The sequence below is a fragment of the Thalassospira sp. MBR-102 genome (assembly GCF_040549275.1).
Taxonomy (GTDB): domain Bacteria; phylum Pseudomonadota; class Alphaproteobacteria; order Rhodospirillales; family Thalassospiraceae; genus Thalassospira; species Thalassospira xiamenensis.
Map to the genome: position 1 here is coordinate 363,981 of NZ_JBEPTC010000002.1, position 12,768 is coordinate 376,748.

The following is a 12,768-nucleotide window of genomic DNA, read 5'->3' on the forward strand; positions in this document are numbered from 1 at the left end:
GAAATTGTTTATCGGCTGGTTAACCTGTTGATTGATCTATCTGTTCTATCCATGCGACCAGAGCAGCACGAAATTCCAAAGACGGGACCCAGACAATCTCTTCGTCCTGCTCTTCATATGCCGGAGCAATTTCGCAAATTGCCGCATCCATTTTTAAGATATAGGCATTCATTGCCATCTCCCAATGGTCTTCACTGCCATTGATGATGGCATCCACCCGATCAAGCACGATTTGCGCCCATTCCGGTGCATTCTGAATATCCAGAACAAGACAGGCAGCGATGCGATCATGCCCTTCATCGCCAACAATCCTGCCGGGCCAATCGGGTACCATCATTTCACCGCCTGCCATTTTCAAGCCTCACATTTCACGGTTAACGCAGCGGGAACGCGGTGTTGATGTTTCCGCCATTGACCCCAACCGCGATGTAGAAACGGTTTGAATCGTCGTCACCTTCGCAATACGGCCCCTGTGTAGCCATCACCGGATCTGGTCGATTTTTCCCGCACACCACCCAGCCGGGTGCTCCGGCAGGACAGGCTTCCTGATTGGCTTCCGCATAAAGGATGGAGTTCACAACCTCATCCTGGGAACAGCTGTCGGGGAACATTGTCGAAATCGACTTCTGAACACCGTTCTTTTTAAAGGATATATTGTAAATTCCCATCGGGTTCGCTGGCTGGGTGATCACAACATTCGTTATCCCCCCACCCGCAGGATTGCTTCCGCCGGGACGGGAATGGAAACCGACAGCCTTGCCTTTGCTGTTTATCTCGCCACAGAAAACGTGATCGCCATTGATGTCGGGCAGCCCCGCATTTGTGATCGTACCGACCGGGCACGCGACCTGAGCCATCGCGGATGTGGCATTGATCATCAACAGCCCGCAAACCAGCAGGATCACGGCGACAAAAGTATGGGAGAGCTTAAAAGTGTCGTCATAAACGACCTCCTTTGCCTTGTCCTAGCAGTTCCTGCCGCCACCATCAGGGCTGCGGCATACTGCCCGGAACAGACGCCATCAACCCAGCACTGTGACGCCGTTCAAAGCTGCGAGAATTCCAGCCCGATCCGAAGTGCAAGGACACTCGCAGGTTCAAAACGCATTGGCACGCCACCGATTTTACCGCCATGCCATTGCGCCTTGGTCAGCACGAATGCCCCTAGTGGCAAGGCATGACTGGTGCGGAAATTGACCAATGCACGGATTTCCTTGGGCTTTCGAATGCCTTCATCACGCCACAGGCAGTGATAGGCAAAAAGCGGTGTTCCGCTTCGCCGGTCAAGGAAAACGAAAGGCACCTCGAAATGCCCCCAACGCGCGTAATAAAGGCTTTCAAGCCCGACACTCGACGTCAGGAACTGGGTCTGGATCGCGGTTTCAGCCAGTCGGGTAATTGTCGCACTGTCCGTGGCCTTGGCACCGATCAATCCGGCGCGAAGCCCGGGGTGAATCAGATGGACCTTAAATGCCACCGCGCGCTGAAACGGTTTTGCATCCTGATCGACACGTTCCAGCCTGCGCACCAGCCATGCACTTTCAAGATATTCAAGATAACGGCGCAGCGTATTTTTGGCGATATCAAGTTCCCGCGCCAATGTCTCGATCGAGAATTCCGCACCGGTGTTATAGGCCAGCAACACAAACAGACGGTGCAAATCCGATGGATTTGAAATGCCGTGCAACCCGGGAAGATCGGAATGAAGCGATCGATGGATTGCCCCCGCCTCGCCGTCACGATCATGGAAACCGCCTTCGTTGATATAGGCTTCGAACAGGTCGTTAAGCTCGATCAGGCCTTCGGGAATATCGGCGGTATAGCGCCCGACATTGGGTGTTTGCGGCAAGACGTCTGATGGCGCGATCCCGCGCTGCTCAAGATATTCGGCGAAACTGAAAGGCGGTAAAAACAGGCTTTGAATATGACCAAGCGCGTTTGGATTGGGTGCCAACGCACTAACCGCAACCACGCGCAACATCGGGTCTGCCACCAGCAATTTTGCAACCCGGTCTTCCCAATCGCGCTGATAGGACACCTCGTCGATAAACAGCCAAAGCGGATGATCTGCCGATATGCCCCGCATGGAACGGAGTATTTTTGGCAGTCGCGGCAAATCGATTTCAAGAAACAGCGGGTGTTCAAGCGAGATATAGCAAACATGTCGACGTGGTGTATCGGCATTAAGCAATTCGGCAACGGCCTGCCGCAACATGACGGTCTTACCCACCCCACGCGGCCCGGTTAAAACAACGGCCTTTGTTCCGTCGTTTTTTTCAATTGCGGCCCAGAACCGTTTGAAAAACGCACGCTGCGGCAGATCATGAACCAGATCATCGGTGATGCCATCCCACCACGGATTATCAAGCATCAACCGATGCAGAAAATCCTGTTCGCCCGGATGTTCGATCATGGTCGCCATATCACCCCCCGTTTTGCTGGCAGGCTTTCCCGCCAGATATCACCAGAGGACACCAAGCTAGTCAGAAAACCTTTAAATTAGGTATAACGATAAACGCTATTTGGTTATTTTTCAGCAAATAGTTGCGATCACGAACAAAAACAAAAAAAGAAACCGAACCCGTAGAAACAGGTCCGGCTCGAAAGGTGAAGCTGCGGGATAACTCAATATAACTGCGAAGCAGGGGGGATTGATACCGATGTCATCGCAGCATCTGCTAAGCTTTATCGTTGGGGGAGGTCGAAGCATCATCGTCGCTGCCATCGGCGTCTTTCTTGCCGCTGGCGTCGTCTTTTTTCATCTTTTCAAGTTCCGATGCCAGCCGGTAATCACCGGAAGCAACGTAACCTTCCATTGAACCGGTTCGGCGTTCAAGGTCATCGAATTTCTCGCGAAGGTCTTCCATCCACGGCTCTTCGAAATCGACACCCATGGTCGGGCGCTCTTCTGGCGCGTCGGTATGCGCGGTCGAGGCATTATATGATCCCGTCCGACCGGCCCCGCGAAACTTGCCGCGCAGACCATCAAACCATTCCGGATGATGCACATAGGCCCACGCAAGGGCGAACAGCATCACACCGACAGGGAAGCTGAAAATCAGGATCAGGATAAAGGCGATCAGCACACCTTTGCGCGGGATACCAAACTTTTCGGCAATTCCCCGGGTCGTGCGGCGAATGACGCCCCCGCACTCCTTGCCGTCCTTGCCCTCACGCCGGAAACGGCAACCGCCATGACGATGTTTCTTGTGACCGCGCTGATAGCCGGCACCGGCAGCAGCTTGCTGTGCAGTCATATCCTGTTCCTCCATTCGGCAACCTCGGCATCCAACAGGCGTTCAAGTGTTTCGACACGATTTTCAAGGCGTTCTGCCCGGCCTTTGAGCGTGGCGACGATTTCCTTTTCCTTCGCCACCTGTTCCGGACTGGATTTTTGCTGTTCGGCTTTCATCCGTTTCCAAAGTGTTATGTAGTGAAACACAACCCAAACAGGGCCGACAACGACAACAAACACAATTAACGGTACAGCAATCGCCCACATCTTTGTCAGCTCAACCTTTGTTGCAGCTTATCGCATCGAAACACGCGAACCGCTGATTATTTGTCTTTCTTGACCCGCGCTTTAAGCTCTTTCAGATCGTCCTCGATCCCAAGCTCGGCTTCAAGGTCTTCGAACTGTTCTTCAAGGCTCTGCCCGCGACCAAGATCCCAGGAGTCCGCGCCGGCCTCAAGCTCGTCAATGCGGCGTTCCATCTGCTCATAGCGCAGCAATGCTTCATCGATCTGACCCGAATGCAACTTTTCGCGCATCTTGACACGCTTTTCGGCAGTCTGCATGCGGATTTCAACCGCACGCTGCTTGCCCTTGGCTTCGTTAAGCTTGTTCTGAAGCTTGTTCAAGTCATCGTCAAACTTGCCAAGCGTTTCCTCGATCACTTCAAGCTCGCGCTCCAGCACGATGCTCTGATCGGCCAGACGGCGACGCGCCATCAGTGCACCCTTTGCCAGATCGTCACGGCCTTTGGAAATGGCAAATTCCGCTTTGCCTTCCCACTCAAGCTGACCGTCATGAAGCTTCTTGAGCTTGCGCTCGACTTCTTTCTTGTCGGCAATCGCCTTGACCGCGGCGGAACGGACTTCAACCAGGGTATCTTCCATTTCCTGGATCATCAACCGAACCATTTTCTCCGGATCTTCAGCACGATCCAGAAGCGAGTTGATATTGGCATTTACGATATCGGACAAACGCGAAAACACGCCCATTGTCTGATCTCCTTAAAAATACGGGGGACGCAAAAATTCTGATCTCTCTATTTCAAATGCCGTGCCAGTTTTGACACCCAATAAAATCAATGACTTAGAATCACCCGCCTTATCCAATTAACTTTTATCGCGACAATTTTGTCTTTTTTCGATAACGTTTTTCGCGAAATGGATAGCTTGCAACCGATATTGGGCGAAGACCCCGTTTTTCTGGCCGCCCTTGAACATGTTTCACGTCTGGCACCGATTGAACGGCCATGCCTTGTGATCGGCGAACGGGGATCGGGCAAGGAACTGATTGCTTCACGCCTGCATTACCTGTCCCGTCGCTGGGGCGGCCCGCTGGTCAAGGTCAATTGCGCGGCCCTGTCTGAAACCCTGCTTGATACCGAACTGTTCGGGCACGAGGCCGGGGCCTTTACCGGGGCAACCAAACGTCATGTCGGGCGATTTGAACGCGCGCATGGCGGCACCATCATTCTCGATGAAATAGCCACCGCCAGCCCAATGGTGCAGGAAAAACTCCTGCGCGTTGTTGAATATGGCGAGATTGAACGTGTTGGCGGCTCCGAGGTGATCGAAGTTGATGCCCGCGTCATTGGTGTGACAAATGAAAACCTGCGCGAATTGGCCAAAACCGGGAAGTTTCGCGCCGACCTGCTCGACCGACTCGCCTTTGACGTGATCGCCGTGCCGCCGTTGCGCCAAAGGTCTGATGATATCTTGCCACTTGCCGAACAGTTCGCACTCGAAATGACCAAACGCCTGTCGCGACAGGTTTTTGCCGGCTTCACACCAACAGCGGCGCGCCAACTTCTGAGCCATTCCTGGCCCGGCAATGTCCGCGAGTTGCGCAATGCGGTCGAACGCAGCCTTTATCTGGCTGAAGATGATGAAAATCCGCTTGCGCATATCGTACTCGACCCGTTCGAAGGCATCTGGACCGAAACCGACCGTGATGCTCCACCTACCACACCCGAAGAACCTGCCCCCACCGGCACAACAGATTTCAAATCTCAGGTTGCAGAATTTGAAATCAAACTGCTTGAAAACGCCCTGCGTCGAAACGCGAATAACCAGACCGAAGCCGCCAAGGCGCTTGATCTGAACTACCATCAGTTCCGTCGACTTCTGGAAAAATACGATCTGCTGCCGGGGCGCTCAGGACCATAAGCATGTATCAGCCCCGCACCCCAAACTATCGCAAGAGCGACCCGGTAATGCGCTGGAACCTGCCTGACAGGATATTCTTTGCGTGTGGTGCCTGCCATATCCTTGCCCACGCATTCATCGAACGCTTTGACGCGACCGGCGAACTCACTCCAATCTGGTTCCATCCGAAAGATAACCTTCCCGGCAATCACATCATCGTCTCAGGCGGAGATTGGGTCTTTGACTATCACGGATACAGCAACCACAAGCGCTTCATGGATCATTGCTTCCGACGCGCCCGACAACGTTGGCCGGGGTGGGATGCCGACATAATACCGCTCCCACGTGACGTTCTGATATCGGAACCCAAATCCCGCGAATTTGACGGATTATGGCTCCGTGAACCGCAACAATTCCTGCACGATGCACTGCCGCGTGCACGACGTTTTCTGGATCGGTTTTCGTCGCCCCCAAGGCAACCGAGCCAGAGCGCTTCTTAGTGACGTCCGCCCCAAGCCCACTGCCCGCCGTTTTCATGTGCGCAAGCACCGCCGAGCGTTGTTTGCCGAACAGAAGACTTGCCGGGCCACATACGCGATCAGATGTCCTGAGCTCCGCCGCGTAGCGGCCAATTATTTATTCAAGTTGCCATTTTGACAGCACCATGAAATTGTAAGTTAAATTTCTAATATTACCTCAAAATAATGCAGGTCAAAATCAATGAGCCCCGCCATGATGAAATCTCCGATGGTTCGTCTCTGCCGCACGATCTGCGTTTTACTCATCCCAGCTTTTCTCCTCTCCACCTTGCCGCCGAGCACGGCACATGCAGAAGATGACTGGTTGTTCGCACCCTATCTGCGGGCCGATCTGGGGTCTTCCATCACGGTTGACGATAGAGCCGAATTTGACGACCCGGGTGAACGCGATTCGATCGAAATGACAAGCTATAAAGGATCGCGCTACCAGATCGGTGCGGGGCTCAAGCTCACGGACTATCTACGAACCGACATCACGGTATCTTATGGTAATCGACTGTCCGCAGCAGATGACTATCGTGACGCGGATGGCATCCCGAACAAACCAAACAACAAGCTAAATGACGGTGCTTTCGAAACATCCAACTGGACGACAATGGTGAACGTTTATGTTGACCCATTAAGTATTGCTGGCGTTGATCTCGGTGCCTTTTCACCCTACGTGCAAGGCGGTATCGGCTGGGCCCGAAACAAAACTGAAAAAATGTTCTTTGCAGCCCCCAATGGTAGTTACACTACCGGCGACACGCATAACGATTTGGCCTGGCAGATTGGTGCGGGTGTCGGGTACGTGATTTCCGACCAATGGACGCTCGACATGTCCTACCGCTTCCTTGACATGGGCGAAGCGCGCGGTGGTGACAAATTTATTAATGGGGCGACGGTGACCAGCGTGGAGGCTGCCCGGTTTGACCTACGGGCACATGAGTTCATGATTGGCCTGCAATATCAGTTCTGATTGCGACACTGTTTAATCTTGAAAAGGGGTACGTTTTGCGTACCCCTTTATTGCTGGTTTGCCATCAATCGGCAAGCGACCTTGCAATCACCATGCGTTGAATGTCGGACGTGCCTTCGTAAATCTGACAGACCCGCACATCACGGTAAATGCGCTCCACCGGGAAGTCTTTAAGGTAGCCATACCCGCCGTGAATTTGAATGGCGGCCGAGCACACTTCTTCGGCGATTTCGGATGCGAACATCTTAGCCATGCAGGCCTCGGTCAAACAGGGTTTGTGATCGTCGCGAAGTTCGGCAGCGCGATGGACCAGCAAACGGGCCGCATCGATTTTGGTCGCCATATCGGCAAGGCGAAATGCCACCGCCTGATGTTCGATGATCTTTTTGCCGAACGTTTCACGTTCATTGGCGTAATCGCGGGCCGCCTCGAACGCCGCGCGTGCCATGCCGACCGATTGCGCGGCAATACCAATTCGCCCACCTTCAAGGTTCGCTAGTGCGATTTTATAGCCTTGCCCTTCTTCACCCAGCATGTTTTCACCGGGCACCCGGCATTCGACAAAGGTGATCTGGCAGGTGTCCGATGCATTCTGGCCAAGCTTTTCCTCGACCCGCGAAACGACATAGCCCGGCGTATCGGTTGGCACGATGAAGGCCGAAATACCGCGTTTACCTGCTTCCGGGTCTGTAACGGCAAAGACAATCGCCACATCACCCTCACTGCCGGACGTGATGAATTGCTTGGAACCGTTGATAATCCAGTGATCGCCGTCGCGCACGGCACGCGTGCGCAGTGCACTGGCATCCGATCCGGCTTGCGGCTCGGTCAGGCAAAATGCGCCGATCTTTTCGCCACGCGCCATCGGGACCAGATATTTTTCTTTCTGATCTTCGGTACCGAATTTCAGGATCGGCATACACCCGACCGAATTATGCACCGACATGATGGTGGAGGTTGCCCCATCGCCAGCAGCTATTTCTTCGAGTGCCAGCGCATAGGCGACGTGATCCATGCCCGCCCCGCCATATTCTTCGGGCACCAGCATGCCCAAAAAGCCAAGTTCTCCCAATCCGGCAATCGCTTCGGCCGGAAAGGTATGGTGGATGTCCCATTTTGCGGCATGAGGTTTGAGTTCATTTTCGGCGAACTCGCGCGCTGTATCGCGCACCATGATCTGATGTTCTTCCAACCGCATGGCGGTCACCCTCCCAATTGGGCGATGCACCGGCCATGCGATCAGAAGATCGTTTTCATCAGGCCGGGCCTATTCTTCGCCCTGAACAAATTTGTCCTGCTCGGCATCAAAGCGCCACAGGATTCCTTCTTTCATGCCGTACCACCAGCCATGCAGCTTAAGGTCGCCGGCTTCGACCCGTTCCTTGATGAACGGGAACGACATCAGGTTTTGCAGCGAGTTACGGATCGAATGACGCGATACCTTGTCGACATCCGGGCCATGCTCCAGACAGCATTTCGCAATGCTGACCCACTCGCCGATAAAGTCGCGATCCGGCACCTTGCCCGCTTCGCCGTGCTCGACCAGAGCCTCCATGCCACCGCACGCCGAATGGCCCAGAATGACGATGTCCCTGACCTTGAGATCACGCACCGCAAATTCGATCGCCGACGACGTCCCGTGGTAATTCTCATCGGGCTCATAGGGCGGAACAAGGTTTGCCACGTTACGGATGACAAACATCTCGCCCGGTTCGGCATTGGTCAGGATGGCTGGATCAACGCGGGAATCAGAACAGGCAATCAGAAGAACTTCCGGGCGCTGGCCCATATTGACCAGGTCCTCGACGCGTTCCGGGCGCTGATCATAATACATCGCCTTAAAGCTCTTGAACCCGGCAAGCATCCGATCAACGGTTGGCTTTGACATCTCGCGAAGTCCCCTATTCTGTCATAACGCTGCCGACAAAATAGGACCAAATTGCCCAAGTTGATAGTCCCCATTCAAACCTTTTGAACCGTTCTAAACGCGCGATCTCCTTTGTTTCGCAGACAACCAAACCCTGACGTTTCTAGAAACGATCCGCGCGCAGCACCTGACAGTCACTGATCGTGACCACACCAATATGTCGGTCAACCACTTCAAAGGCGGCTTCAAGCATGGCATCAAGCTTCTCCGGGCGGATAATGCAGATCACCTGAACCATGCCGCCCCCGCGCGACACGGTATCGTCCCGGCGCCAACTGCCAGATCGCCCCGATCCACCAAGCACCGGCAGCACGGAAAAGCCGGTAACCCCCGCCCCTTCAAGTGCCTGGCGCAGGCGGCTCTCCATAATGGCTTCGATAATGATCGCCACGCGTTTGGCATCATGCTTTTCCATGGGATTAACCTCCGTGAACGGCGCTTGCCATCGCAAGATAAAGCGGAATGCCAAGCGTCAGGTTGAAGGGGAACGTCACGCCAAGCGACAGCGTAAGATAGACCGACGGATTGGCCTCTGGCAGGGCGACACGCATGGCCGCAGGCACCGCGATATAACTTGCCGAGGCGGCCAGAACCATCAACAGCACTGTGCCCCCCAGTGACAGGCCGATCAGCAACGCAAATACCAGACCAAGGCAGGAGCCGATCACTGGCATCATCACACCAAAGGCCAGTGGTCCCGCACGCAGCACGGCACGACCCTGTTTAAGCCCACGCCCCGCAACCAGCCCCATATCAAGCAGAAACAGGCAAAGAACCCCCTGGAAGGGTGAAACAATCAGCGCCTCGATCTTTGCCATGCCCTCAGCCCCGGTGATCCAGCCGATAAAGAAACTGCCGACAAGCAAAACGATGGAACCATTGAGCAGGATTTCACGGATCAGCGCCCCATCCATCCGCCCCTTACCGCCCGATGACACAAGTAACAGGGCCGAGAAAATAGCCGGTGCCTCCATGGCCGCCGCGACAGCAACCATATAGCCCTCTGCCACAATGCCGGAACTTTGCAGGACCGAGGTTGCCGCGACAAACGTCACGATCGAGATCGAGCCATAATGCCCGGCCACGGCCGCGGCATCTGTCCGGCTGAGTTGCGATATCCACCGCAAAAGGCCAAAGGCGATAAAGGGCAGAACGAAGGACAGGATCACACCTGCCATCAGGGTCATACCCAAGGTCAGGTCGATCCCGTTATCTGAGACCGCAACCCCACCCTTGAAGCCAATGGCAAAGAGCAGATAAAGCGATATGCCTTTGGCTACGGCTTCGGGGATCGTCAGATCGGATCGCGCAAGGGCAGCCCCCACCCCCAGAACAAAGAAAAGTACGATGGGCGACAGAAGATTTTGCGCCGCCAGGCTCAACACATCTTGCATGGCTGTCCCTTGACTATGATACCTTGGTGTTGGTGTCGCGCAAGCAGTCTCGCCCCTGCGCCAAAACCGCAATTCCGATAGCAGGATCACGGTTTTCTGTCATCAGAAAGCCGAACCCTCCGATCACAGGGGCGTAACTTCGTTCACATAATTTACCAAAAACTTAAAGCAGCTCGATGGCGACCGCCGTGGCCTCACCGCCACCAATGCAAAGCGACGCCACGCCCTTGGTCCCGCCATGGGTTTTAAGCGCATGGATCAGGGTCACCAACAACCGCGCACCGGTGGCACCTATCGGATGGCCCAGCGCACAGGCACCGCCATGGACATTGACCTTGCCGTGATCAAGTTCCAGATCACGGATGGCGGCCATCGCCACCACGGCAAAGGCTTCGTTGATTTCCCACAGATCAACATCGTCCTTGGACCAGCCGGTTTTGCCCAGCACCTTTTTGATCGCATCAATCGGGGCGGTCGTGAACCAGCAAGGTTCTTGGGCGTGGGTAGACTGACCAACGATTTTGGCAAGCGGCTTAAGCCCTCGCTTTTCGGCTTCCGACGCGCGCATCATGACAAGAGCCGCCGCCCCATCGGAAATCGATGCCGAATGGGCCGCGGTTACTGTGCCGTCCTTGGCGAATGCCGGGCGCAGGGTCGGGATTTTTTCCGGTTTTGCCTTTGGCGGCTGTTCATCGGCATCAATGGTAACCTCGCCATTACGGGTGGCATAGGTCACCGGGGCAATTTCATCAGCAAAATGGCCTGACTTGGCAGCATTCTGCGCACGGGTCAGCGACGTGATGGCATAGTCGTCCTGCGCTTTGCGGGTAAATCCGTATTTTTCGGCTGTCGCCTCGGCAAAGGTGCCCATCGAACGGCCCTTGTCATAGGCATCTTCCAGCCCATCCAGCGCCATATGGTCATAAACCATGTCATGACCGTATTTGTGGCCCGACCGCATTTTCGGAAGCAGGAACGGCGCATTGGTCATGCTTTCCATCCCCCCCACAACCATGACATTGGCGCCACCGGCGACCAGCGTATCATGGGCAAACATCACGGCCTTCATGCCCGATCCGCACATCTTGTTGATCGTGGTTGCACCGGCAGAACGCGGGATACCCGCCTTCCATGCGGCCTGACGCGCCGGGGCCTGTCCCTGACCAGCGGGCAGAACGTTACCCATAATGACTTCGTCAACATCTTCGGCAGCAACACGGCCATGCTCAAGCGCGGCCCTGATGGCAACGCCGCCCAGTTCGGATGCGGTAACGGTTGCGAAATCCCCCTGCAGGCCGCCCATCGGGGTTCTGGCACAGGAAACGATAACGATGGGGTCTGAATTGCTCATGGATCTGATCCTGTATTCCAAATATGGGGATTAGGCGGTTTCGCCGAAAAGTTCACGGCCAATCAACATGCGGCGAATTTCGCTAGTGCCTGCGCCAATCTCGTAAAGCTTGGCATCGCGCAGCAAACGTCCCGTCGGGTATTCATTGATATAACCATTACCACCCAGCGTCTGAATGGCTTCAAGCGCCATCCAGGTCGCTTTTTCGGCAGCATAAAGGATCACTCCTGCCGCGTCCTTGCGTGATGTTTCACCACGATCACATGCCTTGGCGACCTCGTAAACATAGGCCCGGCAGGCATTCATTGTGGTGTACATATCGGCCATCTTGCCCTGCATCAGCTGGAATTCACCGATCGCCCTGCCGAATTGTTTGCGTTCATGAATATAGGGCACGACCACGTCCATGCATGCCCGCATGATGCCGGTCGGTCCGGCGGCCAGAACGACGCGCTCATAATCAAGGCCGCTCATCAAAACACGAACGCCGCCATTCAAATTCCCAAGGATATTTTCCTCGGGTACTTCGCAATCCTGAAACACCAGTTCGCAGGTGTTTGACCCCCGCATCCCCAGTTTATCGAGCTTCTGCGCCGTCGAGAAACCCTTGAAACCCTTTTCGATAATAAATGCCGTAATACCCTTGGGCCCGGCATCAATATCGGTTTTGGCATAAACTACCAGCGTATCGGCATCCGGACCATTGGTGATCCACATCTTGTTCCCATTCAGGATGAAACGGTCACCTTTTTTTTCCGCCCGCAATTTCATCGACACCACATCGGAACCGGATCCCGGTTCGCTCATGGCAAGCGCACCGACATGTTCACCACTCATCAGCTTCGGCAGGTACTTTGCCTTTTGCTCGGCATTGGCATTGCGTTTGATCTGATTGACGCACAGGTTTGAATGCGCACCATAGGAAAGTGCAACCGATGCCGATGCGCGGCTGATTTCTTCCATGGCAATCACATGTTCAAGATAGCCAAGACCGGTACCGCCATCTTCCTCGGGGACCGTCATTCCGAGCAGACCAAGATCGCCAAATTTGCGCCACAGATCATTGGGGAATTCATTTTTTTCATCAATCTCGGCCGCGCGCGGCGTGATTTCTGCCTCGGCGAAGGATGAAACGGTTTCGCGGATCGCTTCTGCGGTCTCGCCGAGATCAAATTTCAATCCGGGAAAGTCGAAAAATGCCATTTTACTGTTCCTGCCCTGGG

At 54.6% G+C, this 12,768-nt stretch carries 15 protein-coding genes; 3 read left to right on the forward strand and 12 right to left on the reverse strand.

What is annotated here, in order from left to right; genetic code table 11:
- Positions 1–19: 19 nt before the first annotated feature.
- The 6 genes from ABIE64_RS05020 to pspA all read right to left on the reverse strand — a co-directional run bounded on the left by ABIE64_RS05020 (position 20) and on the right by pspA (position 4,224).
- Positions 20–337, reverse strand: a complete 318-nt coding sequence (locus ABIE64_RS05020; RefSeq protein WP_139189985.1) for a hypothetical protein — start codon at positions 335–337, stop codon at positions 20–22.
- 37 nt (positions 338–374) lie between these two features.
- The gene (locus ABIE64_RS05025; RefSeq protein ID WP_354376805.1) at positions 375–878 is read right to left on the reverse strand and encodes an EndoU domain-containing protein; all 504 of its coding nucleotides are present in this window, start codon (positions 876–878) and stop codon (positions 375–377) included.
- A 167-nt stretch (positions 879–1,045) separates the two neighbouring features.
- On the reverse strand, positions 1,046–2,422 hold the full coding sequence (locus ABIE64_RS05030) for an ATP-binding protein (protein ID WP_354376806.1): 1,377 nt from the start codon (positions 2,420–2,422) through the stop codon (positions 1,046–1,048).
- 256 nt (positions 2,423–2,678) lie between these two features.
- Positions 2,679–3,257 carry a PspC domain-containing protein gene (locus tag ABIE64_RS05035; RefSeq protein ID WP_063092533.1) on the reverse strand — a complete coding sequence of 193 codons (579 nt, stop codon included), beginning with the start codon at positions 3,255–3,257 and terminating at the stop codon, positions 2,679–2,681.
- Complete coding sequence (pspB, locus tag ABIE64_RS05040; RefSeq protein ID WP_007088817.1) at positions 3,254–3,502, reverse strand: envelope stress response membrane protein PspB; 249 nt, start codon at positions 3,500–3,502, stop codon at positions 3,254–3,256. Before pspB ends, ABIE64_RS05035 begins: the two co-directional genes overlap by 4 nt.
- Before the next feature lie 56 nt (positions 3,503–3,558).
- Positions 3,559–4,224: a phage shock protein PspA gene (gene pspA / locus ABIE64_RS05045; protein WP_063092532.1), complete on the reverse strand. Its 666-nt coding sequence runs from the start codon at positions 4,222–4,224 to the stop codon at positions 3,559–3,561.
- 168 nt (positions 4,225–4,392) lie between these two features.
- Between pspA and pspF the strand changes: the two genes are divergently transcribed.
- From pspF to ABIE64_RS05060, 3 genes are all read left to right on the forward strand, one after another.
- Complete coding sequence (gene pspF / locus ABIE64_RS05050; RefSeq protein ID WP_063092531.1) at positions 4,393–5,397, forward strand: phage shock protein operon transcriptional activator; 1,005 nt, start codon at positions 4,393–4,395, stop codon at positions 5,395–5,397.
- A gap of 2 nt (positions 5,398–5,399) precedes the next feature.
- Positions 5,400–5,876, forward strand: coding sequence for a hypothetical protein (locus ABIE64_RS05055; protein WP_063092530.1), 477 nt, complete (start codon positions 5,400–5,402; stop codon positions 5,874–5,876).
- A 220-nt stretch (positions 5,877–6,096) separates the two neighbouring features.
- Positions 6,097–6,873, forward strand: coding sequence for an outer membrane protein (locus tag ABIE64_RS05060; RefSeq protein ID WP_082822555.1), 777 nt, complete (start codon positions 6,097–6,099; stop codon positions 6,871–6,873).
- A 64-nt stretch (positions 6,874–6,937) separates the two neighbouring features.
- Here the strand turns inward: ABIE64_RS05060 and ABIE64_RS05065 are convergent, their stop codons facing one another.
- The 6 genes from ABIE64_RS05065 to ABIE64_RS05090 all read right to left on the reverse strand — a co-directional run bounded on the left by ABIE64_RS05065 (position 6,938) and on the right by ABIE64_RS05090 (position 12,748).
- Positions 6,938–8,071: an acyl-CoA dehydrogenase gene (locus tag ABIE64_RS05065; RefSeq protein ID WP_007088813.1), complete on the reverse strand. Its 1,134-nt coding sequence runs from the start codon at positions 8,069–8,071 to the stop codon at positions 6,938–6,940.
- Positions 8,072–8,140: 69 nt separating this feature from the next.
- Complete coding sequence (locus ABIE64_RS05070; RefSeq protein WP_007088812.1) at positions 8,141–8,761, reverse strand: carbonic anhydrase; 621 nt, start codon at positions 8,759–8,761, stop codon at positions 8,141–8,143.
- Between the two features lie 142 nt (positions 8,762–8,903).
- Positions 8,904–9,215, reverse strand: coding sequence for a P-II family nitrogen regulator (locus ABIE64_RS05075; protein ID WP_063092528.1), 312 nt, complete (start codon positions 9,213–9,215; stop codon positions 8,904–8,906).
- A gap of 4 nt (positions 9,216–9,219) precedes the next feature.
- Positions 9,220–10,194 carry a sodium-dependent bicarbonate transport family permease gene (locus tag ABIE64_RS05080; protein ID WP_037987627.1) on the reverse strand — a complete coding sequence of 325 codons (975 nt, stop codon included), beginning with the start codon at positions 10,192–10,194 and terminating at the stop codon, positions 9,220–9,222.
- A gap of 163 nt (positions 10,195–10,357) precedes the next feature.
- Positions 10,358–11,545, reverse strand: coding sequence for an acetyl-CoA C-acyltransferase (locus tag ABIE64_RS05085; RefSeq protein WP_007088809.1), 1,188 nt, complete (start codon positions 11,543–11,545; stop codon positions 10,358–10,360).
- Positions 11,546–11,575: 30 nt separating this feature from the next.
- Positions 11,576–12,748: an isovaleryl-CoA dehydrogenase gene (locus tag ABIE64_RS05090; RefSeq protein ID WP_063092527.1), complete on the reverse strand. Its 1,173-nt coding sequence runs from the start codon at positions 12,746–12,748 to the stop codon at positions 11,576–11,578.
- Positions 12,749–12,768 lie beyond the last annotated feature (20 nt).

Coding starts and splice junctions, on each gene's coding strand:
- ABIE64_RS05020 (WP_139189985.1), bottom strand. CDS start 337: ATGATGGTACCCGATTGGCCCGGCAGGATTGTTGGCGATGAAGGGCAT.
- ABIE64_RS05055 (WP_063092530.1), top strand. CDS start 5,400: ATGTATCAGCCCCGCACCCCAAACTATCGCAAGAGCGACCCGGTAATG.
- ABIE64_RS05025 (WP_354376805.1), bottom strand. CDS start 878: ATGATCAATGCCACATCCGCGATGGCTCAGGTCGCGTGCCCGGTCGGT.
- pspF (WP_063092531.1), top strand. CDS start 4,393: ATGGATAGCTTGCAACCGATATTGGGCGAAGACCCCGTTTTTCTGGCC.
- ABIE64_RS05080 (WP_037987627.1), bottom strand. CDS start 10,194: ATGCAAGATGTGTTGAGCCTGGCGGCGCAAAATCTTCTGTCGCCCATC.
- pspA (WP_063092532.1), bottom strand. CDS start 4,224: ATGGGCGTGTTTTCGCGTTTGTCCGATATCGTAAATGCCAATATCAAC.
- ABIE64_RS05090 (WP_063092527.1), bottom strand. CDS start 12,748: ATGGCATTTTTCGACTTTCCCGGATTGAAATTTGATCTCGGCGAGACC.
- ABIE64_RS05065 (WP_007088813.1), bottom strand. CDS start 8,071: ATGCGGTTGGAAGAACATCAGATCATGGTGCGCGATACAGCGCGCGAG.
- ABIE64_RS05030 (WP_354376806.1), bottom strand. CDS start 2,422: ATGGCGACCATGATCGAACATCCGGGCGAACAGGATTTTCTGCATCGG.
- pspB (WP_007088817.1), bottom strand. CDS start 3,502: ATGTGGGCGATTGCTGTACCGTTAATTGTGTTTGTTGTCGTTGTCGGC.
- ABIE64_RS05060 (WP_082822555.1), top strand. CDS start 6,097: ATGAGCCCCGCCATGATGAAATCTCCGATGGTTCGTCTCTGCCGCACG.
- ABIE64_RS05070 (WP_007088812.1), bottom strand. CDS start 8,761: ATGTCAAAGCCAACCGTTGATCGGATGCTTGCCGGGTTCAAGAGCTTT.
- ABIE64_RS05075 (WP_063092528.1), bottom strand. CDS start 9,215: ATGGAAAAGCATGATGCCAAACGCGTGGCGATCATTATCGAAGCCATT.
- ABIE64_RS05035 (WP_063092533.1), bottom strand. CDS start 3,257: ATGACTGCACAGCAAGCTGCTGCCGGTGCCGGCTATCAGCGCGGTCAC.
- ABIE64_RS05085 (WP_007088809.1), bottom strand. CDS start 11,545: ATGAGCAATTCAGACCCCATCGTTATCGTTTCCTGTGCCAGAACCCCG.